Raw genomic sequence first — 21,872 nt, 5'->3', positions numbered from 1 at the left:
CCTGTCTAAATAAGTAATATGCACTTCAATCCTCCATTAGAGCCAGCGACTCTTATTAAACGCTATAAACGCTTTCTCACTGACATCCAACTTCCAGACGGTAGCGAGCGCACTATCCACTGCGCTAACACTGGAGCGATGACAGGATGTGCGACTCCTGGCAATACGGTGTGGTACTCAACCTCCGATAATGCAAAGAGAAAGTACCCAAACAGCTGGGAGATCTCAGAAACAGACAAAGGTCATCGTATTTGTGTAAATACTGCGCGGGCAAACCAGCTAGCAGTGGAAGCAATTGAAAATGGGACTATAGTTGAACTCTTAGGTTATAACGCGTTACGAACCGAAGTGAAATATGGCAGTGAGAATAGTCGCATTGATATTCTGCTTGAAGATAACGAAAAGCCGCCTTGCTATATCGAAGTGAAAAGCGTCACTTTGCTCGACGAGCAAGAAACGTCAACTAAAGGGCAAGGTTTTTTCCCTGATGCGGTCACAACCAGAGGCCAAAAACATCTGCGTGAACTCACAGAAATGGTCGAATCTGGAAATAGAGCCGTACTTTTATTCACTGTTTTACATTCAGGTATTGAAAAAGTGTCTGCGGCACACCATATAGACGCCAAATATTCGTTATTACTAAAACAAGCACAAGACGCTGGAGTTGAAGTGCTTTGCTATAAAGCAGAGCTCAGCAGTACTCAAATACAACTAAAACAAGCTGTTGAATTTATCAATAGCTAAGCAAAGATGCTGAACTAATCACATTGATTGCAAGTTTGAATAAGAGTATTTGCCACCATTCGTTCTTTCTGCTATAGATACCCGCCTTAAAATTAGCTGCTTTGCAGTTGACTAGGTGTAAATAGGAGATGCTGTATGCCAGAATCTAAGAAAAAAGCGCTAGGCATCCTAGCCATCGCAGGTGTTGAACCGTACCAAGAGAAGCCAGGTGAAGAGTACATGTCACTTGAGCAAACGGAACATTTTACAAAAATTTTAGCAGCTTGGCGCAACCAGCTCAGGGAAGAAGTTGATCGTACTGTGCACCACATGCAGGACGAAGCAGCGAATTTCCCAGACCCAGTTGACCGTGCTTCTCAAGAAGAAGAATTCAGCTTAGAGTTACGTAACCGTGACCGTGAACGTCGTCTTATCAAAAAAATTGAGAAGACATTAGACAAGATCGAAGAAGACGATTTCGGCTTCTGTGATTCTTGCGGTATCGAGATTGGCATTCGTCGCCTTGAAGCTCGTCCAACTGCTGATCTTTGTATTGACTGTAAAACACTTGCAGAGATCAAAGAAAAACAGATGCAAGGTTAATTCTTGCAGATGTAAAGAAAGGGAGCCTTGGCTCCCTTTTTTGTTTGTTATCCAAGCGAAGTATTTCACACGCTTGATAGTAAATAGCAGCTTTAAGCCTTAGTTCTATACATCAAACCTTGTTCTATAGATTGAAGCTTAGTTCTAGGCATTAAAGCTCTTGTCAAACGTCTTAAGAATCGGCTACTGCGGTACCATTTAGATTAGGTTGTTCACTCATGAATTATATCGGGCGCTTTGCACCATCACCGTCAGGTCCTCTTCATTTTGGCTCACTTGTTGCTGCTCTTGGTAGCTACTTTCAAGCGAAATCTAACCAAGGAAAATGGTTAGTTCGTATGGAAGACCTCGACCCGCCAAGAGAAATGGCCGGCGCTGCAGACCTCATTCTTAAGACGCTTGAGGCTTACCATCTATTTTGGGATGGTGAAGTCGTCTATCAAAGCCAACGTCATGACTTGTATCAAGCTCAAATCGATCAATGGGTTGCTGACAATCAAGCCTACTACTGCCAATGCACCCGCAAGCAGATAAAGGCTTTGGGCGGCTTTTACAATGGTCACTGTCGAGATGTAGGCCTAATCGATTCAGGTGAACAGGCGGTGCGCTTGTGCATGGACTTTCCAGTGGAGTCCTTTGATGATGTTCGCCACGGCACCATTCAAATCCCTAAAGCACTAGCTGAAGAAGATTTTATTATTAAACGCAGAGATGGATTGTTTGCCTATAACTTGGCCGTTGTTCTTGATGACATCGACCAAGGAGTAACAGAAGTCGTAAGAGGCGCAGACCTGATAGAACCAACAGGTCGACAAATCAGTTTGTATAAGACGCTCAAGCAAAAAACAGTGAGCTACTTGCACTTACCATTGGCAACCGATGGCTTGGGGAATAAACTGTCAAAACAGAACCATGCCACCGCGATAGATCTAGACAACCCAAAACCAACGTTACTCAACGCGATGCGATTCTTAGGTTTTGATATCCCGACGGCCCTTTATGAGGCTTCAATGGATGAGATTTTATTGTGGGGCTGCCAACAATGGAACGTCAGTCAGTTACCTGATAGTTTACAAAAAGAGCACTGTAATTAGCTCGAAACTCACGGCAAATAGCAAAAACGACACATAAAAATGCCATAACCAACCAATGTGGTTAAGCAGACGATGTTCTCAAATGGCTCGCGCTAAGCTATTATTAGCCGCAATTAAACTCTGCACTACCACTTTGGACTAAGAGAAAAACAAAGTTGGCGATACCTACTTTGTTCTAAACTAATGAATACAAACGACAATACCCCAAGCGAACAACGCGGATTCCACGAATTAGCTCTGAATATTTATACTCGTCAAGAGCACAATATTTCACGCAAGCAGATCAGCGACAACGCACTAAAAGTGCTATATCGCCTGAATGGTGCGGGTTTTGACGCATTTCTAGTCGGTGGTGGTGTGCGCGATATCTTATTAGGCTCTCAGCCAAAAGATTTTGATATTGCGACCAACGCAACGCCAGAGCAGATCAAACACCTCTTCAGAAACTGTCGCCTTATCGGTCGCCGTTTCCGCTTGGCACATATCATGTTTGGTCGTGACATCATTGAAGTGGCAACTTTCCGTGGTCACCACCAAGAACCATCAAAAAACGTTTCTGCACAATCGAAAGAAGGCATGCTACTTCGCGATAACGTGTACGGCAGTGTTGATGAAGATGCAGAGCGTCGTGATTTCACAATCAACGCGATGTACTACAACATTGCAGACTACAGCATCCACGATTACGCGGGTGGTGTAGAAGATTTAGAAGATAAACTGATCCGCCTGATTGGCGATCCAGAAACGCGTTACCGCGAAGACCCAGTGCGTATGCTACGTGCAATGCGCTTCGCCGCTAAACTGGATTTCGACATCGAAGAAGACACGGCTGACCCGATTGAAGAGTTAGCTCACCTTCTAAGAGATATCCCAGCAGCGCGCCTTTACGAAGAGTCTCTGAAATTACTGCAATCAGGTCACGGTTTAGAAACCTACCACCTGATGCGCGAGTACAATCTATTCCAACAGATGTTCCCAGCGGTAGCTGAGCACTTCACCGAAGATTACGACTCTCACACAGAGCAGATGCTTGATTTGGTTCTCGATTCAACCGACCTTCGCATCGAAGATGGTAAGCGAGTAAACCCAGCATTCATGTTCGCAGCGATGCTTTGGTACCCAATGAACAAGCTGGCAGACAAACTTGTCGCTGAACAGGGTATGGCACACTACGATGCGATCATGGAAGCGAGTAACATCATTCTTGATCAGCAAGTAAAATCTATTGCGATTCCTCGTCGTCACACCGCCACCATTCGCGAAGTTTGGCAACTGCAACTTCGACTGCCTCGCCGTAACGGTAAACGCGCTGTTCGTCTAATGGAGCTCAACAAGTTCCGTGCAGGCTACGATTTCCTAGAAATGCGTGGTGAGATTGAAGGTGGCGAAACCAAAGAGTTAGCAAAATGGTGGGAGCGTTATCAGACTGCGGGTCGCAACATGCGTCAAGCAATGGCTAACGACGTTGCAGCACCATCAAAGTCAGGCCATCGTCGCCGTAAGACTTACCGAAACAAAAAGAGTAAGCAATCCGAATGATAACTGCTTACATTGCGGTCGGCAGCAACCTTGCCGACCCAGTTAGCCAAGCAAATTTGGCTATCGAAACGCTAAAAAGCCTACCGCGATCAACGTTTATTGCGACCTCTCAGCTATATAGTAGCACTCCAATGGGACCGCAAAATCAACCAGACTACATCAACGCGGTAGTCGCTATCCAAACCGAATTAACGCCAATTGAACTGCTTGATTGCACTCAAAAGATCGAACTAGAGCAAGGGCGCGTCCGTAAAGACGAACGTTGGGGACCAAGAACCTTGGATCTCGACATTGTGCTATACGGCAATGAGGTGATCGATTCAGAGCGCTTAATCGTTCCTCATTATGGAATGAAAGAACGAGAGTTTGTACTCTACCCGCTTGCTGAAATCGCACCAAGTTTACAACTCCCTGATGGGACTGAGCTGACAGAACTACTGAAAATAGTAGATAAGAACGGGCTCAATGTTTGGCAACAATAGCCAAGCGCATTAAGGAAAACCAATGAAAAAAGTAACCATTAACGACCTGATCAAATGCAAACGTGAAGGCCGTAAATTTGCGACTTCGACAGCTTATGATGCGAGCTTTGCTCAATTATTCGAAAGCCAAGAAATGCCAGTTCTGCTTGTCGGTGATTCACTGGGTATGGTTTTACAAGGCCATAACGATACATTACCAGTAACCGTTGAAGACATTGCTTACCATACTCGCTCAGTGCGTGCTGGTAGCCCAAATTGTCTTCTTATGGCTGACATGCCTTTCATGAGCTACGCGACGCCAGAACAAGCTTGTGAGAGCGCAGCGACTTTGATGCGTGCTGGTGCGAACATGGTAAAAATCGAAGGCGGAAGCTGGTTGGTTGATACTGTGAAGATGCTAACAGAACGTGCAGTACCAGTATGTGCACACTTAGGCTTGACGCCCCAGTCTGTGAACATTTTTGGTGGTTACAAGATTCAAGGTCGTGACGACGAGCAAGCCGACAAAATGGTTGCTGACGCGTTAGCACTGCAAAACGCAGGCGCTCAAATCGTTCTACTTGAATGTGTGCCAGCTTCATTGGCAAAACGAATTACAGAAGCTTGTGACGTACCGGTTATCGGTATCGGCGCAGGTAATGTTACCGATGGTCAGATCTTGGTTATGCATGACATGTTCGGTATTTCTGCGAACTACATGCCGAAGTTCTCTAAGAACTTCCTAGCAGAAACAGGTGATATGCGTAAGGCAGTAGCTCTATACAAAGAAGAAGTAGAGAGCGCGCGCTTCCCTGATGAAGCTCATACAATCGCTTAGGAGTAAGTATGCAAACTTTTGCTGAAATAGCGGCTCTTCGTGAGCAGATTAAACAGTTTAAGCGTGATGGACGTACGGTTGCTTTTGTACCGACAATGGGAAACCTGCATGAAGGCCACCTGACTCTGGTAAAGAAAGCTCGTGAACTGGCCGACATCGTTGTGGTAAGCATCTTTGTAAACCCAATGCAGTTTGACCGTGCAGACGACCTAAACAACTACCCTCGAACGTTAGAAGCAGATTTAAGCAAACTAACAGGTGAAGGGGTTGAGCTAGTATTTACACCAACGCCAGAGGTGATGTACCCAGATGGATTAGACAAGCAGACGTTTGTTGAGGTCCCTGGCATATCTCACATGCTTGAAGGTGCCTCTCGTCCAGGTCACTTCCGTGGTGTATCAACCATTGTCACTAAACTGTTTAATATCGTTCAGCCAGACTTTGCATGCTTCGGCGAGAAAGACTTTCAGCAACTTGCTGTTATTCGCCAGATGACCACTGATTTAGCATTAGACATTGAAGTTGTCGGCGTTGCGACCGTTCGTGAAATGGATGGTTTGGCAATGAGCTCTCGCAATAGCAACCTAACGATTGACGAGCGCCAACGAGCGCCCGTTTTAGCGCGTACTATGCGCTGGATCAGCAGCGCTATTCGTGGTGGTCGCGATGATTACGCATCAGTGATTGAAGATGCTACTGACCAGCTACGCGCTGCAGATCTTCAACCTGACGAAATCTTCATTTGTGATGCTAAAACTCTGCAAGCGATCACTTCAGAATCAACTCAAGCAGTGATTCTAATGTCGGCTTTCCTAGGTAAGACGCGTCTTATCGATAACCAAGTTCTCGATTTGGTAACGGAAACCAAAGAAGAAGTGAAAGAAGAAACGACTGAATAGTCGGCTTCTGCTCTTAACGCAAAACAAAAAAAGGTCGATGTTATATCGACCTTTTTCTTTACCTGTTACTTAGATGAACCAAAGGTTAGCTACGTAAGCCAATACCCTTTGTCACTAGGTAGTGTGCAATGCCATACAACAGCACGATAAACACACCTAGTACGCCAAACGACGTCACTATCCCCACATCAGACACACCCAAGAAGCCATATCTGAACGCGTTAACCATGTACACGATAGGGTTCAACTTCGATACACCTTGCCAGAATTCAGGCAATAGACTGATCGAGTAGAACACACCACCAAGGTACGTCAGCGGCGTTAAGATAAAGGTTGGGATAATAGAGATATCATCAAACGTGCGTGCGAATACCGCGTTAATCAAGCCACCCAAAGCGAATACTACCGACGTTAAAAATACCGTCGCAATGATCACGCCCCAATGGTCAACTTGTAAGTCGACAAAGAACAACGACACGAAGGTTACTATGGTACCCACTAACAAGCCACGAACCACACCACCCATTACGAAGCCGGCGATAATCACGTAGTTAGGAACAGGCGCTACAAGCAGCTCTTCAATGTTCTTCTGGAACTTGGTACTAAAGAACGATGAAGCAACGTTGGAATATGAGTTGGTGATCACCGACATCATGATCAGACCTGGAACAATGTATTCCATGTAGCTAAAGCCGTTCATTTCACCAATACGCGCACCAATCAGGTTACCGAAGATGATGAAGTAAAGCGTCATGGTAATCGCTGGCGGCACCAGAGTCTGCACCCAGATACGAGTAAAGCGATTGATCTCTTTGGTCAACAAACTGCAGAAAGCGGTCCAATATAGGCTGTACATATTATTTACTCCCCTCACGGACGATACTCACAAATAGCTCTTCTAGACGGTTTGCTTTGTTACGCATAGAGAGGACTTTAACCTGTTGCTCGCTCAATTGAGCAAAGATGGTATTCAAACCTAGGTTCTTGTCGATTTCGATTTCTAGCGAGCCATTGACCATCACTTGGCTATTCACGCCTTCAAGCTTAGGTTCAGTCGTGCCCTCTTCCAGATCCAGAATAAAGGTCTCAGCACTCAATTTGCCCAACAGCGCTTTCATTGTTGTGTTCTCAATCAGCTCACCGCGATTGATGATACCAATGTTGCGACACAGCATTTCTGCTTCTTCTAGGTAGTGCGTGGTCAAGATAATGGTAATGCCCTGCTTCTCATTGATCTCTTTTAGGAATTCCCACATTGAACGACGTAGTTCAATATCAACGCCTGCTGTCGGTTCATCAAGGATCAACAAATGAGGTTCATGCATCAATGCACGCGCGATCATCAAACGACGCTTCATACCACCAGACAAGTTACGCGCGCGTTCGCCACGCTTTTCCCACAGATCGAGTTGAGATAGGTACTTTTTCGCTCGCTCTTTCGCTAATGCTTTTGGCACGCCGTAATAACCCGCTTGTTGCAGCACGATCTGTTCAACGGTTTCAAACGGGTTAAAGTTAAACTCTTGAGGCACAAGGCCTAAGTTCTGCTTCGCCAATTCCAGATCGGTATCAATGTCGTAGCCGAACACTTTAACCTTGCCTGACGTTTTATTTACCAGTGAAGAGATAACACCAATGGTGGTTGATTTACCCGCACCATTGGGACCAAGTAGTGCGTAAAAGTCGCCTTTTTCTACTTGTAAACTAACGCCCTTAAGAGCCTCGAAGCCCCCAGCATAAGTTTTTCTTAATTGCTCAATTTCTAATGCATACATAGAGATAGACTGCCATTTGCTATAGATAAGATGTAGACGGCCGAGCTTGAGGAAGAGAGTAATGCTTAAAACGAACTAGCTGAAAGCTAACCCAAGATTTGTTTACTCGGCCATTTTGCGAACAAGTTTATCGTTGATTGACGATGAATACAAATATCGTGTGAGAGTTTCTTTCGAAAACAAATAAGCGTCTTGGCTACGTGAAGACTAAATCAACGTTCAATAAATATAAAAATGCCGCTAAGTGATTCACTTAACGGCATTAATGATCAGTCTTGAAGTGAGCGTCTATGGCTTATTCATATCAGGTCATTCATATCAGCTTATTACTGAAAAATTAAACTGACTCAAATTGATGCTCATCTCTGTCGACATAGCTTGTTGCTGCCGTCAGGGCTTCATATCTGAATCGATAAGTGTTGGATTCAGGTACTAGGTCAATCACGTGGAACTTCTCTAGTTGTTGACGAGTATTCTCATTAGGACACAGCAGATACACCTCACACTGCGCATCCAATGCATCTTTAATCGCATTCTCTAGCGCTAGGCCAACAGTGACATCAATCATAGGTACATCTGTCAGGTCTAGAATCATCGCTTCATAGTCAGAGATACTTGAGTGCTGACGTGAAATCGCCTTTGAAACGCTGAATATCATCGGCCCTGATAGGTAGAAGAATAGCACCTTACCATTGGCACTATCGAGTAACTGACGTTCGCTATCAGTCAATGGGATATCGTCTTCATCATCACCATCACTGATCGCCTTAACTTGTCTGGCTTGCTCTCGGCTTAATCTTTCAATAATCAGAATATTCGAGATAAACACACCCAGTCCAACGGCAATAATCAAGTCAACAAACACAGTCAATAGCATCACGCCGTACATCACGCCCATGCCGGCATAGCTAACCTTGTGCGCGCGCTGGATAAAGCTCCAATCTAGGATATTGAAACCAACATACATCGCGATACCAGCCAGCACTGCCATAGGAATCGGTTCTGTTAAACCACCTGCAACCAATACCACGAGCGCAAGTACTAAAGCTCGAATAACACCTGAAAGCGGAGAACGCGCTCCCACCTGAATATTGGTTACAGTCCCCATAGTGGCACCCGCGCCAGGTAGTGCACCAAACAGGCCAGAGATCATATTGGCAATGCCTTGGCCACGAAGCTCTTTGTCTGAGTCATGCTCTTTACGAGTCAATGAATCTCCGATAACCGCGGTCAAAAGCGTATCAATACAACCTAATGTACCAAGCACCAAGGCATCAATAACCATAGTAGTGAACTGTTCAGCGCTGATCGTAGGGATAACGAGAGTAGGCAAACCAGCTGGGATTTCACCAATACGGCGAATAGAGTCGGTATCAAAAATAATGACGGACAAGAGTGTCACAGCAACCAAAGCGACCAGTTGAGCAGGCACATACTTACGATATTTGGCTGGAAAACCGAAAAGAATACCGAGCGTCAATGCTCCTAAAAATAGCTCGCTGATTTTAAGATTAGCCAATGTATCTGGAAGTGCAGAGAGCGTGCCCATCACCCCACCAGAAGGTGCGGCATGTCCTAATAAAGGAGACAACTGAAGAATAATTAAAATAACACCGATACCCGACATAAATCCGGAGATCACGCTATATGGCATCAAAGTAACGTATTTTCCAAGCTTTAATGTACCGAGTAATATCTGAAAAGCACCTGCCATCATTACCACGGTAAAGGTCATTGCCATTCCGGTTTCAGGATACTTGGCGACCATGCTGGTCATTACGGCTGTCATGATCACCGTCATCGGGCCAGTCGGTTCAGAGATCAGGCTGCTCGAGCCACCAAACAATGCCGCAAATAGACCAACCATGATGGCGCCCCAGAGGCCAGCTTCCGCGCCCGCACCAGAAGCAACACCAAATGCCAATGCTAAAGGCAATGAGATGATGGCTGTAGTAACACCACCAAACATATCCCCTTTGAGATTGATATCCGTAAAACGACTTCCAAACAAAACACACCTTCCTGATGATGAAATGACAAACCTTATCACTTTAACAAATGTATCAAGTGTTCAGAAAGTGTTAATTCAATCACATTATTCATGTCTTATAACCGGATCATAGCTTCTACGCTAAGTTAATGATTTTAACGATGAGTACACGTCAGATGAGTACTATTTGACACAGTTTTTACGAGATTGAATTTGTAACATTGTGTATAGTTGAGATTCTTAATTAAGGGATGTAAGACGCAAAATGCCAGAGATTAAACAGCTTTTTGAAAACAACTCTAAATGGTCAGAAGAAATTCGATCTCAACGACCTGAGTATTTTACAACGCTTGAAGAGGGTCAAAGCCCTGGTTTTCTATGGATTGGCTGCTCAGATAGCCGTGTTCCGGCCGAGCGTCTCACTGGTTTGTACTCTGGCGAACTGTTTGTTCACCGAAATGTGGCAAACCAAGTGGTTCATACCGACCTAAACTGCCTCTCAGTGGTACAGTACGCCGTCGATGTACTCAAAGTTAAACACATTATTGTCTGCGGTCACTATGGCTGTGGCGGTGTTAACGCGGCGATTGATAACCCTAAACTTGGTCTTATCAACAACTGGTTACTGCACATCCGTGACAATTACCTAAAATACCGTAAGCAAATCGAGGGGCTTCCTCGTGAGCAATGGGGTGACAAGTTGTGCGAAATTAACGTCGCAGAACAGGTTTATAACCTAGGCAACTCAACCATTATGCAAAATGCGTGGGAGCGTGGCCAAGACGTTGAAATCCATGGTGTGGTTTATGGTATTGGCGATGGCAAGCTGCAGGACCTTGGCGTACGTTGCTCAAGTAACGATACTTTAGAGAACAGTCACTTAGATGCATTAAACAAGATCTTAACGACGCCTCTTCTTAGTCAACAAAGCTAACCCATTCCGTCATATATACAAAAAGCCCGCTTGATGCGGGCTTTTTAATGACTTCTAAACCACAAGCGTAATGATTACTCTTGAGGTACTACCTTACCGATGTACGGTAGGTGACGATATTTTTGTGCGTAGTCGATACCAACACCAACAACAAACTCGTCTGGGATTTCAAAACCAATCCATTTTGTATCTACAGTCATTTCACGGCGAGAAGGCTTGTCTAATAGCGTACAAATTTCGATAGACTTAGGACCACGTAGGCTCAGAATCTCTTTTACTTTAGTCAGCGTGTTACCTGTATCGATAATATCCTCTACAAGTAGAACGTCTTTACCTTGGATATCATCATCAAGATCTTTCAAAATACGAACATCACGTGAGCTTTCCATGCCGTTGCCGTAGCTAGACGCGGTCATGAAATCAACTTGGTGAGTTAAATCGATAGCACGAGCAAGATCTGCCATAAAGACAAAAGATCCACGCAATAAGCCAACTAAAACTAGATCTTCACTACCGTTGTAGTGTTCCGTGATCTGTTTGCCTAGTTCGTTCACTCGATCCTGAACTTCTTGCTCAGAGATCATGACTTCAACTGTATGCTTCATACTGCTCTCATTCTATTTGGTGATTGCGACGAATGTTGACAGTTTCGTCAGTTGTGTCGCTCAATTTTGTGCGTAAGTCTAGCACTGCTCAAATACCCACACCACCTTATGGTTCGAATTTACTGTCAGATTCTCCACGAAATGTGCGCTGGTGCCTTATCCAATACTCGTCTCCTTTCACATCAATGTGGATCACGCTTTATGTATCAAGTTTGATGTAACTGTCTATAAAACAAGCTGAAAGGATTGACCATTCGCATATGCACCATTACACTCATCTTGGCTTAAATAATAATAAAATCATTAATATAAAAATTTCGTTGGCAAGGAAAATAAAATGGACTCAATATCTAAGAGACCTAGAACTAGGCTTTCACCTTTAAAAAGAAAACTTCAATTGATGGAAATCGCTCTTGAGGTATTCTCTCGCCGCGGTATCGGTCGTGGTGGACACGCTGATATTGCAGACATCGCTCAGGTGTCTGTCGCAACTGTATTTAACTACTTCCCTACCCGTGAAGATCTGGTTGATGAAGTACTAAATCACGTTGTACGCCAATTCTCTAACTTCCTTTCAGACAATATCGATCTGGATATTCACGCAAAACAAAACCTACATAATATTGCGACTGAAATGGTGACGTTAGTGGCTCAAGATAGCCATTGGTTAAATGTGTGGTTCGAATGGAGCGCTTCGACTCGTGATGAAGTATGGCCGCTATTCGTAACAACGAACCGCACTAACCAAATGTTAGTACAAAACATGTTTAGCAAAGCGATTGAACGTGGCGAAGTTTGTGACGATCACGATCCTAAACATCTAGCCAATCTATTCCACGGCATTTGCTACTCGCTATTCATCCAAGCAAAACGTGTAGAAACGCCAGAAGAGCTTTCAAGCTTAACGGATAGCTACTTGAACATGCTGTGCATTTATAAGTAGATTCGAGATTCGAGATTCGAGATTCGAGATTCGAGTAAATAATTTAAGGGTTGGCCTAATGGGCCAACCCTTTTTTGTAGAATGGAATGTCTCTTCGCATCCCGAAGCGCAGCGTACTCGCATCTCGGAGTGAAACGTTCCTGCTCTTTTCTTCAGACATAAAAAAACCGCTGACGAATCAGCGGCTTTTAAAAACATTAGCGAGTGGCTAAAGAAGGATTACTTCTTCTTTTTCACTGCTTTCTTGTTTGGAAGGTCAGTGATTGAACCTTCGAATACTTCCGCAGCTAGACCAACAGACTCGTGTAGAGTTGGGTGAGCGTGGATAGTAAGTGCGATATCTTCTGCATCACAACCCATTTCGATTGCTAGGCCGATTTCGCCAAGAAGTTCACCACCGTTAGTACCAACAACAGCACCACCGATTACGCGATGAGTATCTTTATCGAAGATCATCTTAGTAACGCCATCTGCACAGTCAGAAGCGATTGCACGACCAGAAGCAGCCCAAGGGAAAGTAGCAACTTCGTAGTTGATGCCTTCCGCTTTCGCTTCTTTCTCAGTCTTACCTACCCAAGCAACTTCTGGCTCAGTGTACGCAATTGATGGGATTACTTTAGGGTCGAAGTAGTGCTTCTTACCAGAGATAACTTCAGCAGCTACGTGACCTTCATGCACACCTTTGTGAGCAAGCATTGGTTGACCAACAACGTCACCGATCGCGTGGATGTGAGGAACGTTAGTACGCATTTGCTTATCAACATTGATGAAACCACGCTCATCAACTTCGATACCCGCTTTTTCAGCGTCGATAAGTGCACCGTTTGGAACACGACCGATAGCAACAAGAACAGCATCGTAGCGTTCAGCTTCAGCTGGTGCTTTTTTGCCTTCCATTGAAACGTAGATACCGTCTTCTTTTGCTTCAACAGCAGTCACTTTAGTTTCAAGCATTAGCTTGAACTTGTTCTTAATGCGCTTAGTGAAAACTTTAACGATGTCTTTATCCGCAGCAGGGATAACTTGATCGAACATCTCTACAACTTCAACTTTAGAACCTAGAGAGTGGTAAACCGTACCCATCTCAAGACCGATGATACCGCCGCCCATGATAAGCAGTTTTTCAGGTACTTCGTTTAGTTCTAGTGCATCCGTAGAATCCCAAATACGTGGGTCTTCATGTGGGATGAAAGGAAGTTTGATTGGGCGAGAACCCGCAGCAATGATTGCGTTGTCGAAGTTAACAGTTGTTGCTTCGCCTTCGCCTTCAACAAGAATGCTGTTAGGACCAGTGAACTTACCGAAACCGTTAACAACAGTAACGTTACGCATCTTAGCCATACCGCCAAGACCGCCAGTTAGTTGATCAACTACTTTTTCTTTCCAGATACGGATCTTGTTGATGTCCGTTTGTGGCTCGCCGAATACAACGCCGTGCTCTGCCATCGCTTTAGCTTCTTCGATTACTTTAGAAACGTGAAGAAGTGCTTTTGATGGAATACAACCAACGTTTAGACATACACCACCAAGAGTGCTGTAACGTTCAACTAGTACTGTTTCTAGACCTAAATCCGCACAACGGAATGCCGCTGAGTAACCAGCAGGACCTGAACCAAGTACAACAACTTGGGCTTTAATTTCTTTGCTCATTGTGACCTCTTGTAGTCATTATCCCTAACAGGCTGAGTAGATGTTCTTAAAATTATTGGGCTTTCAAACAGGAAACATTTTACAGAGATGTTAACAGTGTGAAAGTAGCTTTAAGTTAGCCTGTGAGCTAGACAACAATTCCCCATCAGATTATGAGAAATGCAGGAAACTGTTGTCTAAAAATAGTCTTTATATAAAGAATTAAGGTGACCCGAAAGTCACCTTAATAATTACTTTCTCAATTACAGTACTAGACGACGAATGTCAGATAGTGCGCTGTTTAGGAAAGTAATGAAGCGTGCACCTTCAGCACCATCGATCACACGGTGGTCGTATGATAGAGACAGTGGAAGCTGTAGACGTGGTTGGAACTCTTTACCATTCCAAACTGGCTTAATTTCAGACTTAGATACACCTAGGATACCTACTTCTGGAGCATTTACGATTGGAGTAAATGCAGTGCCGCCAATACCACCAAGGCTAGAGATTGTGAAACAACCGCCTTGCATGTCTGCCGCTGTTAGCTTACCAGAACGTGCTTTCTTAGAAACAGCCATTAGCTCTTCAGATAGCTCGTAAATGCCTTTCTTGTTCACGTCTTTGAAGACAGGAACAACTAGACCGTTTGGTGTATCAACAGCGATACCCACGTTTACGTACTTCTTAAGAATGATGCTTTCGCCATCTTCAGAAAGAGAAGAGTTAAACGCTGGGAATGCTTCTAGCGCTTTAGCAACAGCTTTCATGATGAACACAAGTGGAGTGATCTTCATGCCAGTGTCTTTCTTCGCTTCGATTGCGTTCTGTTCTTTACGGAATGCTTCTAGCTCAGTGATGTCTGCATTGTCCCACTGTGTAACGTGAGGGATCATTACCCAGTTACGGTGCAGGTTAGCGCCAGAGATCTTCTTAATCTTAGAAAGCTTCTGAACTTCAGTTTCGCCGAACTTGCTGAAGTCAACTTTTGGCCATGGTAGTAGACCAAGTGCAGAACCGTCGCCGCCTTTGCCAGATGCAGCTGCACCAGACTCAAGACGCTTAAGTGCATCTTTAACGTAAGACTGAACGTCTTCTTTAAGGATACGGCTCTTACGACCAGTACCTTTAACCTTAGAAAGGTTAACGCCAAATTCACGAGCTAGACGACGAACTACTGGAGAAGCGTGCGCGTAGTCACCGTTCTCTTGGAAGTCGCCAGCTGCTGCAGGTGCTTCTGCTTTAGGAGCAGGTGCCGCCGCTGGAGCTGCTGCTTGTGCAGGTGCTGCAACAGGAGCAGGCGCTGCGCCTTCAACCGGAGTGCCGGCCACGACGAAAGTCATGATTAGAGAGCCAGTTGACACTTTGTCGCCAGCTGCAATCTTGATCTCTTTTACTGTACCAGCGAATGGTGCAGGAACTTCCATTGAAGCTTTGTCGCCTTCAACAGTAATTAGAGATTGCTCTTCTTCTACTGTATCGCCAACCGCTACCATGATTTCAGTAACTTCTACTTCGTCACCACCGATATCAGGAACGTTTACTTCTTTTTCAGCTGATGCTGCTGGAGCCGCTGCAACTGGTGCCGCCGCTGGAGCAGGAGCTGCTGCAACTGGAGCGCCAGAGCCCGCTACTTCACCTGTTTCTACAGAGAAAATCATTACTAGAGAACCAGTCGATACTGAGTCACCAGAAGCGATCTTGATTTCTTTAACGATACCAGCGAATGGTGCAGGAACTTCCATTGAAGCCTTGTCACCTTCAACAGTAAGAAGAGATTGCTCTTCTTCTACTGCGTCACCGATAGCAACCATGATTTCAGTTACTTCAACTTCATCACCGCCGATGTCAGGAACGTGAACTTCTTTAAGCTCAGCTGCCGCTGCAGGAGCAGCTGCAACTGGTGCCGCCGCTTCAACTGCTGGAGCAGCCGGTGCTGCTGCAGCACCTTCCGCAGGAGAGCCTGCCTCTTCAAAGATCATGATAAGAGAACCAGTAGAAACAGAATCGCCTTCTGCTACTTTGATTTCTTTAACGATACCCGCTTGAGACGCTGGAACTTCCATTGAAGCTTTGTCGCCTTCAACAGTGATCAGTGACTGCTCTTCTTCAACCTTGTCGCCAACGTTTACAAGAATCTCAGTTACTTCAACCTCGTCAGCACCGATGTCTGGTACATTAATTTCGATTGTCATTGTATTTACCTACCTTAATGCCAGTCTTATGCGTATTGCGGGTTAGTTTTTTCAGTGTCGATATCGAATTTAGCAATTGCTTCAACAACTACAGATTTCTCGATGTCACCACGTTTAGCCAGTTCAGTTAGAGCTGCAACTACGATGTAGCCAGCGTTAACTTCGAAGTGACGACGTAGGTTTGCACGGCTGTCAGAGCGGCCGAAACCATCTGTACCAAGTACTTTGTAAGACTCAGTTGGCATGTACGCACGTACTTGCTCAGCGTAGTTCTTCATGTAGTCAGTCACTGCGATTGCAGGTTCTTTACCAAGAACAGTCGTGATGTACGGTACTTTCTCTTCAGCTTCTGGGTGAAGCATGTTGTCACGCTCTACCGCTTGGCCGTCACGAGTTAGTTCGTTGAACGACGTTACTGAGAATACGTCAGATGCTACGCCGTACTCTTCGCTTAGAATTTCAGCCGCTTTACGCGCTTCGTTCATGATAGTACCAGAGCTCATTAGTTGAACTTTGCCCTTAGCACCAGCGTGAGATTCAAGCTTGTAGATACCTTTACGGATGCCTTCTTCAGCGCCTTCTGGCATTGCTGGCATTGCGTAGTTCTCGTTCATTACTGTTAAGTAGTAGTAAACGTTTTCTTGCTCAGGACCGTACATGCGACGGATACCGTCTTGCATGATTACCGCTAACTCGTAAGCAAACGTTGGGTCGTAAGAGATACAGTTAGGTACTGTGTTCGCCATGATGTGCGAGTGACCATCTTCGTGCTGTAGACCTTCGCCGTTTAGCGTTGTACGACCAGCAGTAGCACCCAATAGGAAGCCACGAGCTTGTTGGTCACCTGCTAGCCATGCCATGTCGCCAATACGTTGGAAACCGAACATTGAGTAGTAGATGTAGAACGGGATCATCGGTAGATCGTTTGTGCTGTATGACGTTGCAGCAGCAACCCATGAAGCCATAGAACCTAGTTCGTTGATACCTTCTTGAAGAACTTGACCAGACGTTGCTTCTTTGTAGTAAGAAACGATGCCTTTATCTTCTGGAGTGTAATCTTGACCGTGTGGGTTGTAGATACCAACCTGACGGAATAGACCTTCCATACCGAATGTACGTGCTTCATCACAGATGATAGGAACGATGTTCTTACCAATGTTCTTATCTTTAAGGAGGATGTTTAGCGTACGTACATAAGCCATAGTTGTAGAGATATCACGCTTCTGCTCACCTAGTAGAGGTGCGAATGCGTCTAGCTCAGGAACCTTGAACTCTTGTGTAAACTTAGGAAGACGTGCTGGAGTGTAACCGTGTAGAGCGTTACGACGCGCGTGCATGTATTCGTATTCAGCAGAACCTTCTTCCAGTTTTAGATATGGAAGTTCAGCGATTTTCTCATCTGATAGTAGGTCTTCAAGGCCTAGGCGATCACGCAGGTGTTGAACATGAGTCATGTCCATTTTCTTAACACCGTGTGCAATGTTCTTACCTTCAGCTGCATCACCCATGCCGTAACCTTTAACAGTTTTAGCTAGGATTACCGTTGGCTTACCGTTTGTCTCTTTTGCATTGTTGAATGCAGCAAACAGTTTAGAAGAATCGTGACCACCACGCTTAAGAGCGAAGATTTCGTCATCAGTCATATCAGCAACGAGTGCAGCTGTTTCTGGGTACTTACCAAAGAAGTGCTCACGTACGTATGCGCCATCTTTAGATTTAAATGTTTGGTAATCACCATCGATAGTTTCGTTCATTAGTTGAAGAAGCTTACCAGTAGTGTCTTTAGCCAGTAGTGAATCCCAGTTGCTACCCCAGATAACTTTAACAACGTTCCAACCTGCGCCTTTGAATAGGCCTTCAAGTTCTTGAATGATGCTACCGTTACCCATTACAGGACCGTCTAGACGCTGTAGGTTACAGTTGATTAGGAAACATAGGTTGTCTAGCTTCTCACGCGCAGCGAAAGAGATAGCACCACGTGATTCTGGCTCATCCATCTCACCGTCACCTAGGAACGCGTATACGCGTTGCGCTGAAGTTTCTTTCAGGCCACGGCCGTCAAGGTACTTAAGGAAGCGCGCTTGGTAGATCGCAGAAATAGGACCAAGACCCATAGATACTGTCGGGAATTGCCAGAACTCAGGCATCAGTTTAGGGTGCGGGTAAGAAGGGATACCTTTACCATCAACTTCTTGACGGAAGTTATCTAGCTGCTCTTCAGTTAGACGACCTTCAACGAATGCACGAGAGTAGATACCTGGAGAGATGTGACCTTGGTAGTAAACTAGATCGCCACCGTCTGTCTCGTTTGGAGCACGGAAGAAGTGGTTGAAACATACTTCGTAGAACGCTGCTGCTGACTGGTAAGAAGCCATGTGACCACCAAGGTCTAGGTCTTTCTTAGAAGCACGCAATACGATCATGATTGCGTTCCAGCGAATAATCGAACGAATACGACGCTCAAGAGTTACGTCACCAGGGTAAGCTGGCTCTTGTGCTGCTGGAATTGTGTTGATGTAGTTTGTGTTGATGCCTGTAGCCATATCAACACCATCTAAACGCGCTTTATCTAGAACTTGTTCTAGTAAAAACTGTGCACGTTCTACACCTTCTTCACGTACTACTGACTCAAGAGCTTCTAACCAATCTTGAGTTTCCAGAGCATCAACGTCATGCTTCATGTCAGACATGGCGATCTATCCTTTTTGTTAGTTGGATTCTACTAAACACGTAAATAGCCGAAGTATTACGGCTATTTACCCTGTTGAATTCGACGTAAAGAACGTTCGCGGCGCGACTCTTCTTTGGTCAAATCCATCAATGTTTCTTCGATGTAAGCTAAATGAGAGTGTGACATTTCACGTGCCTGTTCTGGCTGTCCTGAAACGATCGCATCCACAATGTTAGCTCGATGTATACTCACTTTCTCCACAACGTCTTTACGACGATGCAACAGCTTTAAATTTTCTAAGACGTTTTGTTCGAGTAACGGAGCCAAACTACGAACAATGTGCAATAACACCACATTGTGCGCTGCCTCTGTTAAAGCAATAAGAAAAGCCATCACCGCTGCAGATTCGGCTTCAATATCACCCTTTTCTTGCGCACCGCGAATTTTTTCTTGGCATGCTTGAATTCGAGCAAAGTCTTCATCAGTTCCACGCAATGCCGCGAAGTAAGCCGAAATCCCTTCCATCGCATGACGCGATTCCAACAAGTCTAGTTGGGTTTCAGAATGGGACGACAACAAATTAAGCAAAGGATCTGAAAAGCTTTTCCAGATATTTTCGCTAACAAACGTACCTCCACCTTGACGGCGAGTAAGCAAGCGTTTTGCTTCTAAACGTTGTATCGCTTCTCGGATTGAAGGACGAGACACATCGAACTGTTTCGCCAGTTCGCGCTCAGGCGGCAGCTGCTGCCCTGGAGCCAGTGTTCCTTCCACTATCAACCTTTCTAACTCTTGTTCGATAACATCGGAGAGTTTTGGCTGACGAATCCTTTGATAAGCCATAGTTTGTTGTTCTTCTTTTTCTTCGCTGACAATTGGTAATACCAATTTTAAGTTGGGCAGAAATTAACATAATTAAAACGCCACTGTCCAGCCTAAAATTGACCTGCATCATAGAATACAGCGTGAATTAACCATGATTTAACAAATGAAATTTAAAACAGCAACCAAATTGGTCTTACCATTTACAGGGGTAATACTTTTGGGGAGTGTTCGTGCTAGAAAGTTTCAGGATAAAAATGAATTGTTTCAGAAAGATTAGCGTCACTTGTTTAAAAACCGAACCAAGCGCACATTTAGGGTGGAAATTCTGTTCATAAATTTTAATAAATGAGTGTTTGATAAGTTCGTCACACTCTCAATTTATTGATGCGCTTCTCTCCACCACTTTCTTTACATCGCAACAACAAAAATTCACAAGTCATTATGCCAGGCGTTGACTATTCAACGCCCACCAGCGGTAAGGCCATCGTCAAAAACGGAGGCTTAAACTTTGAGATTTTTTTTAAACTTCTGCCAATCGAACACCAAGCCAGGGTCAGTTTTACGCAGAGGCGCTATGTATTGATGGCCAGTGATACGTTCGCTGGTGATTTGAGGGAACGTAGATACGATCGTTGCTGTTAGTTGGCTAAGCGCTTGATACTGCTGCTCGCTATAAGCCACAAAGTCACTGCCTTCCAGTTCAATACCAATCGAATAGTCATTACACCTTTCACGCCCTGCAAAACTCGACTGGCCAGCATGCCAAGCTCGGTCGAAGAAAGAAACGAATTGCACCACTTCCCCATCTCGACGAATCAAACAGTGCGCTGATACGCCCATTTGGTGAATCACCTTAAAAAACGGGTGTTCCGACGGGTCTAGCTTACCCGTAAAAAACTGTTCGATGTAAGGGCCACCAAATTGACCCGGAGGCAAGCTAATGTTGTGCACCACCAGCAGAGAGATATCGTCGGCACTCGGCCTAGCATCAAAATACGGGGAAGGAACATGCCGAGCGTTGTCGTACCATCCGTTAGAGCTGATCGTCATCTTGGTCTCACTTTCGTTTCTGCTAGCACAATAAGATGTGACCTTGCCCATAGAGCAGTCGCGCTAGCCTCTTTAATTTGAAGTTAAGCAAGAGTATCATTCCATTCCCACTCCCTTTCAAGATTAGATTTGCGATGAAAAACACACATAACAGCCACCAACGCCTTGACTACTTAAAAGAGCAACTGCCTCTAGAGATCACTCGTGCAGTAGCCGAGACTATCAAAGAAGACCTAGGTGGCACGTTAGATCCAGCGGCTGACATCACAGCAAGTCTAATCCCAGCAGACGCAATCAACAGCGCAACCATCATTACTCGTGAGCACGGTGTGTTCTGTGGTAAAGCTTGGGCTGATGAAGTGTTTAAGCAACTGGGCGGTGAAGTGACTATCGAGTGGAATGTAGAAGATGGCGACAAGGTTGAACCAAACCAAACACTTTGTACCTTAACAGGTCCAGCACGCGCGCTATTAACGGGTGAGCGCAACGCAATGAACTTCATTCAAACGCTATCTGGTTGTGCGACTACGACGGCTACCTACGCGGACAAAATCAAACACACAGAGTGCCGCCTGTTAGATACTCGTAAAACGATACCTGGCCTGCGCAGCGCACTAAAATACGCAGTCGCTTGTGGCGGCGGTTTCAACCACCGTATTGGGGTTTTCGATGCTTACCTAATCAAAGAAAACCACATCATCGCTTGTGGTGGTATTGAGAAAGCTATTTCAACAGCAAAAGAGCTAAACCCGGGTAAGCCTGTAGAAGTGGAAACTGAGAGCCTAGAAGAGCTAGAGCAAGCGATCAGCGCTGGCGCAGACATCATCATGCTAGATAACTTCACCACAGACATGATGCGCGAAGCTGTGAAAATCAACGCAGGACGTGCAGCACTAGAAAACTCTGGCAACGTGACTCTAGATACCATTGCTGAGTTCGCTGAAACAGGCGTTGATTACATCTCGGTAGGCGCATTAACTAAGCACCTAAAAGCAATGGACCTATCAATGAGATTCAAAGCGTAATTGACTGAATAATAAATAATTTCCGTAAAGGCACTGTTGATAACGGTGCCTTTTTTATGGTTCATCGCGGCTTTCC

At 45.0% G+C, this 21,872-nt stretch carries 19 protein-coding genes; 10 read left to right on the top strand and 9 right to left on the bottom strand.

Annotated elements, in window-relative coordinates:
• Positions 1 to 18 precede the first annotated feature (18 nt).
• The 7 genes from sfsA to panC all read left to right on the top strand — a co-directional run bounded on the left by sfsA (position 19) and on the right by panC (position 6,157).
• A complete protein-coding gene (gene sfsA / locus AB4323_RS11570) occupies positions 19 to 744 on the top strand; it encodes a DNA/RNA nuclease SfsA (RefSeq protein ID WP_017066814.1) in 726 nt (241 codons plus the stop codon).
• Positions 745 to 879: 135 nt separating this feature from the next.
• Entirely contained in the window at positions 880 to 1,326 is a 447-nt protein-coding gene (dksA, locus tag AB4323_RS11565; RefSeq protein WP_017059430.1) for an RNA polymerase-binding protein DksA, read from the top strand.
• Positions 1,327 to 1,544: 218 nt separating this feature from the next.
• Positions 1,545 to 2,420 (top strand): tRNA glutamyl-Q(34) synthetase GluQRS, encoded by an 876-nt coding sequence (gluQRS, locus tag AB4323_RS11560; RefSeq protein ID WP_017059431.1) that lies wholly within the window; start codon positions 1,545 to 1,547, stop codon positions 2,418 to 2,420.
• 183 nt (positions 2,421 to 2,603) lie between these two features.
• Positions 2,604 to 3,959 (top strand): polynucleotide adenylyltransferase PcnB, encoded by a 1,356-nt coding sequence (pcnB, locus tag AB4323_RS11555; protein ID WP_017059432.1) that lies wholly within the window; start codon positions 2,604 to 2,606, stop codon positions 3,957 to 3,959.
• Positions 3,956 to 4,441, top strand: coding sequence for a 2-amino-4-hydroxy-6-hydroxymethyldihydropteridine diphosphokinase (gene folK / locus AB4323_RS11550; RefSeq protein WP_004735459.1), 486 nt, complete (start codon positions 3,956 to 3,958; stop codon positions 4,439 to 4,441). Before pcnB ends, folK begins: the two co-directional genes overlap by 4 nt.
• 22 nt (positions 4,442 to 4,463) lie before the next feature.
• A complete protein-coding gene (panB, locus tag AB4323_RS11545; protein WP_017059433.1) occupies positions 4,464 to 5,258 on the top strand; it encodes a 3-methyl-2-oxobutanoate hydroxymethyltransferase in 795 nt (264 codons plus the stop codon).
• Positions 5,259 to 5,266: 8 nt separating this feature from the next.
• Positions 5,267 to 6,157, top strand: coding sequence for a pantoate--beta-alanine ligase (gene panC / locus AB4323_RS11540; protein ID WP_017059434.1), 891 nt, complete (start codon positions 5,267 to 5,269; stop codon positions 6,155 to 6,157).
• An 85-nt stretch (positions 6,158 to 6,242) separates the two neighbouring features.
• Here panC and AB4323_RS11535 read toward each other — a convergent pair whose 3' ends face one another.
• From AB4323_RS11535 to AB4323_RS11525, 3 genes are all read right to left on the bottom strand, one after another.
• Positions 6,243 to 7,013: an ABC transporter permease gene (locus tag AB4323_RS11535; RefSeq protein ID WP_372152511.1), complete on the bottom strand. Its 771-nt coding sequence runs from the start codon at positions 7,011 to 7,013 to the stop codon at positions 6,243 to 6,245.
• Between the two features lies 1 nt (position 7,014).
• Positions 7,015 to 7,932, bottom strand: coding sequence for an ABC transporter ATP-binding protein (locus AB4323_RS11530; protein ID WP_017059435.1), 918 nt, complete (start codon positions 7,930 to 7,932; stop codon positions 7,015 to 7,017).
• A 337-nt stretch (positions 7,933 to 8,269) separates the two neighbouring features.
• Positions 8,270 to 9,901 (bottom strand): SulP family inorganic anion transporter, encoded by a 1,632-nt coding sequence (locus tag AB4323_RS11525; RefSeq protein ID WP_017059436.1) that lies wholly within the window; start codon positions 9,899 to 9,901, stop codon positions 8,270 to 8,272.
• Positions 9,902 to 10,187: 286 nt separating this feature from the next.
• On the opposite strand from AB4323_RS11525, the gene can reads away from it, so the two are divergent.
• Positions 10,188 to 10,856, top strand: coding sequence for a carbonate dehydratase (gene can, locus AB4323_RS11520; protein WP_017059437.1), 669 nt, complete (start codon positions 10,188 to 10,190; stop codon positions 10,854 to 10,856).
• Between the two features lie 74 nt (positions 10,857 to 10,930).
• Here the strand turns inward: can and hpt are convergent, their stop codons facing one another.
• Positions 10,931 to 11,461: a hypoxanthine phosphoribosyltransferase gene (hpt, locus tag AB4323_RS11515; protein ID WP_372152509.1), complete on the bottom strand. Its 531-nt coding sequence runs from the start codon at positions 11,459 to 11,461 to the stop codon at positions 10,931 to 10,933.
• 337 nt (positions 11,462 to 11,798) lie between these two features.
• Between hpt and AB4323_RS11510 the strand changes: the two genes are divergently transcribed.
• Positions 11,799 to 12,404, top strand: a complete 606-nt coding sequence (locus AB4323_RS11510) for a LuxR/HapR/OpaR family quorum-sensing transcriptional regulator (RefSeq protein WP_019824386.1) — start codon at positions 11,799 to 11,801, stop codon at positions 12,402 to 12,404.
• Positions 12,405 to 12,623: 219 nt separating this feature from the next.
• On the opposite strand, the gene lpdA is transcribed toward AB4323_RS11510, so the two are convergent.
• From lpdA to ampD, 5 genes are all read right to left on the bottom strand, one after another.
• The gene (lpdA, locus tag AB4323_RS11505) at positions 12,624 to 14,054 is read right to left on the bottom strand and encodes a dihydrolipoyl dehydrogenase (protein ID WP_017059440.1); all 1,431 of its coding nucleotides are present in this window, start codon (positions 14,052 to 14,054) and stop codon (positions 12,624 to 12,626) included.
• Between the two features lie 242 nt (positions 14,055 to 14,296).
• Entirely contained in the window at positions 14,297 to 16,225 is a 1,929-nt protein-coding gene (gene aceF, locus AB4323_RS11500; RefSeq protein ID WP_136973774.1) for a pyruvate dehydrogenase complex dihydrolipoyllysine-residue acetyltransferase, read from the bottom strand.
• Positions 16,226 to 16,251: 26 nt separating this feature from the next.
• Positions 16,252 to 18,915, bottom strand: a complete 2,664-nt coding sequence (gene aceE, locus AB4323_RS11495; protein ID WP_372152506.1) for a pyruvate dehydrogenase (acetyl-transferring), homodimeric type — start codon at positions 18,913 to 18,915, stop codon at positions 16,252 to 16,254.
• A 62-nt stretch (positions 18,916 to 18,977) separates the two neighbouring features.
• Positions 18,978 to 19,739, bottom strand: a complete 762-nt coding sequence (pdhR, locus tag AB4323_RS11490) for a pyruvate dehydrogenase complex transcriptional repressor PdhR (RefSeq protein ID WP_050620023.1) — start codon at positions 19,737 to 19,739, stop codon at positions 18,978 to 18,980.
• A gap of 483 nt (positions 19,740 to 20,222) precedes the next feature.
• Complete coding sequence (gene ampD, locus AB4323_RS11485; protein WP_372072860.1) at positions 20,223 to 20,822, bottom strand: 1,6-anhydro-N-acetylmuramyl-L-alanine amidase AmpD; 600 nt, start codon at positions 20,820 to 20,822, stop codon at positions 20,223 to 20,225.
• A gap of 83 nt (positions 20,823 to 20,905) precedes the next feature.
• Between ampD and nadC the strand changes: the two genes are divergently transcribed.
• The gene (gene nadC / locus AB4323_RS11480) at positions 20,906 to 21,796 is read left to right on the top strand and encodes a carboxylating nicotinate-nucleotide diphosphorylase (protein ID WP_372056204.1); all 891 of its coding nucleotides are present in this window, start codon (positions 20,906 to 20,908) and stop codon (positions 21,794 to 21,796) included.
• Positions 21,797 to 21,872 lie beyond the last annotated feature (76 nt).

Origin of the sequence: Vibrio sp. 10N.261.52.C11 (assembly GCF_041471405.1) — a bacterium.
GTDB classification, from domain to species: Bacteria; Pseudomonadota; Gammaproteobacteria; order Enterobacterales; family Vibrionaceae; genus Vibrio; species Vibrio crassostreae_C.
The sequence above is the reverse complement of the archived record's forward strand: the minus strand, read 5'-3'. Positions and strand labels throughout refer to the sequence as shown.

What these genes read in the sequence shown, in the direction of transcription:
- AB4323_RS11530 (WP_017059435.1), bottom strand. Translation starts at nt 7,932, where the DNA reads ATGTATGCATTAGAAATTGAGCAATTAAGAAAAACTTATGCTGGGGGC.
- nadC (WP_372056204.1), top strand. Translation starts at nt 20,906, where the DNA reads ATGAAAAACACACATAACAGCCACCAACGCCTTGACTACTTAAAAGAG.
- hpt (WP_372152509.1), bottom strand. Translation starts at nt 11,461, where the DNA reads ATGAAGCATACAGTTGAAGTCATGATCTCTGAGCAAGAAGTTCAGGAT.
- panC (WP_017059434.1), top strand. Translation starts at nt 5,267, where the DNA reads ATGCAAACTTTTGCTGAAATAGCGGCTCTTCGTGAGCAGATTAAACAG.
- can (WP_017059437.1), top strand. Translation starts at nt 10,188, where the DNA reads ATGCCAGAGATTAAACAGCTTTTTGAAAACAACTCTAAATGGTCAGAA.
- AB4323_RS11510 (WP_019824386.1), top strand. Translation starts at nt 11,799, where the DNA reads ATGGACTCAATATCTAAGAGACCTAGAACTAGGCTTTCACCTTTAAAA.
- sfsA (WP_017066814.1), top strand. Translation starts at nt 19, where the DNA reads ATGCACTTCAATCCTCCATTAGAGCCAGCGACTCTTATTAAACGCTAT.
- lpdA (WP_017059440.1), bottom strand. Translation starts at nt 14,054, where the DNA reads ATGAGCAAAGAAATTAAAGCCCAAGTTGTTGTACTTGGTTCAGGTCCT.
- panB (WP_017059433.1), top strand. Translation starts at nt 4,464, where the DNA reads ATGAAAAAAGTAACCATTAACGACCTGATCAAATGCAAACGTGAAGGC.
- AB4323_RS11535 (WP_372152511.1), bottom strand. Translation starts at nt 7,013, where the DNA reads ATGTACAGCCTATATTGGACCGCTTTCTGCAGTTTGTTGACCAAAGAG.
- AB4323_RS11525 (WP_017059436.1), bottom strand. Translation starts at nt 9,901, where the DNA reads ATGTTTGGTGGTGTTACTACAGCCATCATCTCATTGCCTTTAGCATTG.
- ampD (WP_372072860.1), bottom strand. Translation starts at nt 20,822, where the DNA reads ATGGGCAAGGTCACATCTTATTGTGCTAGCAGAAACGAAAGTGAGACC.
- dksA (WP_017059430.1), top strand. Translation starts at nt 880, where the DNA reads ATGCCAGAATCTAAGAAAAAAGCGCTAGGCATCCTAGCCATCGCAGGT.
- folK (WP_004735459.1), top strand. Translation starts at nt 3,956, where the DNA reads ATGATAACTGCTTACATTGCGGTCGGCAGCAACCTTGCCGACCCAGTT.
- aceF (WP_136973774.1), bottom strand. Translation starts at nt 16,225, where the DNA reads ATGACAATCGAAATTAATGTACCAGACATCGGTGCTGACGAGGTTGAA.
- pdhR (WP_050620023.1), bottom strand. Translation starts at nt 19,739, where the DNA reads ATGGCTTATCAAAGGATTCGTCAGCCAAAACTCTCCGATGTTATCGAA.
- gluQRS (WP_017059431.1), top strand. Translation starts at nt 1,545, where the DNA reads ATGAATTATATCGGGCGCTTTGCACCATCACCGTCAGGTCCTCTTCAT.
- aceE (WP_372152506.1), bottom strand. Translation starts at nt 18,915, where the DNA reads ATGTCTGACATGAAGCATGACGTTGATGCTCTGGAAACTCAAGATTGG.
- pcnB (WP_017059432.1), top strand. Translation starts at nt 2,604, where the DNA reads ATGAATACAAACGACAATACCCCAAGCGAACAACGCGGATTCCACGAA.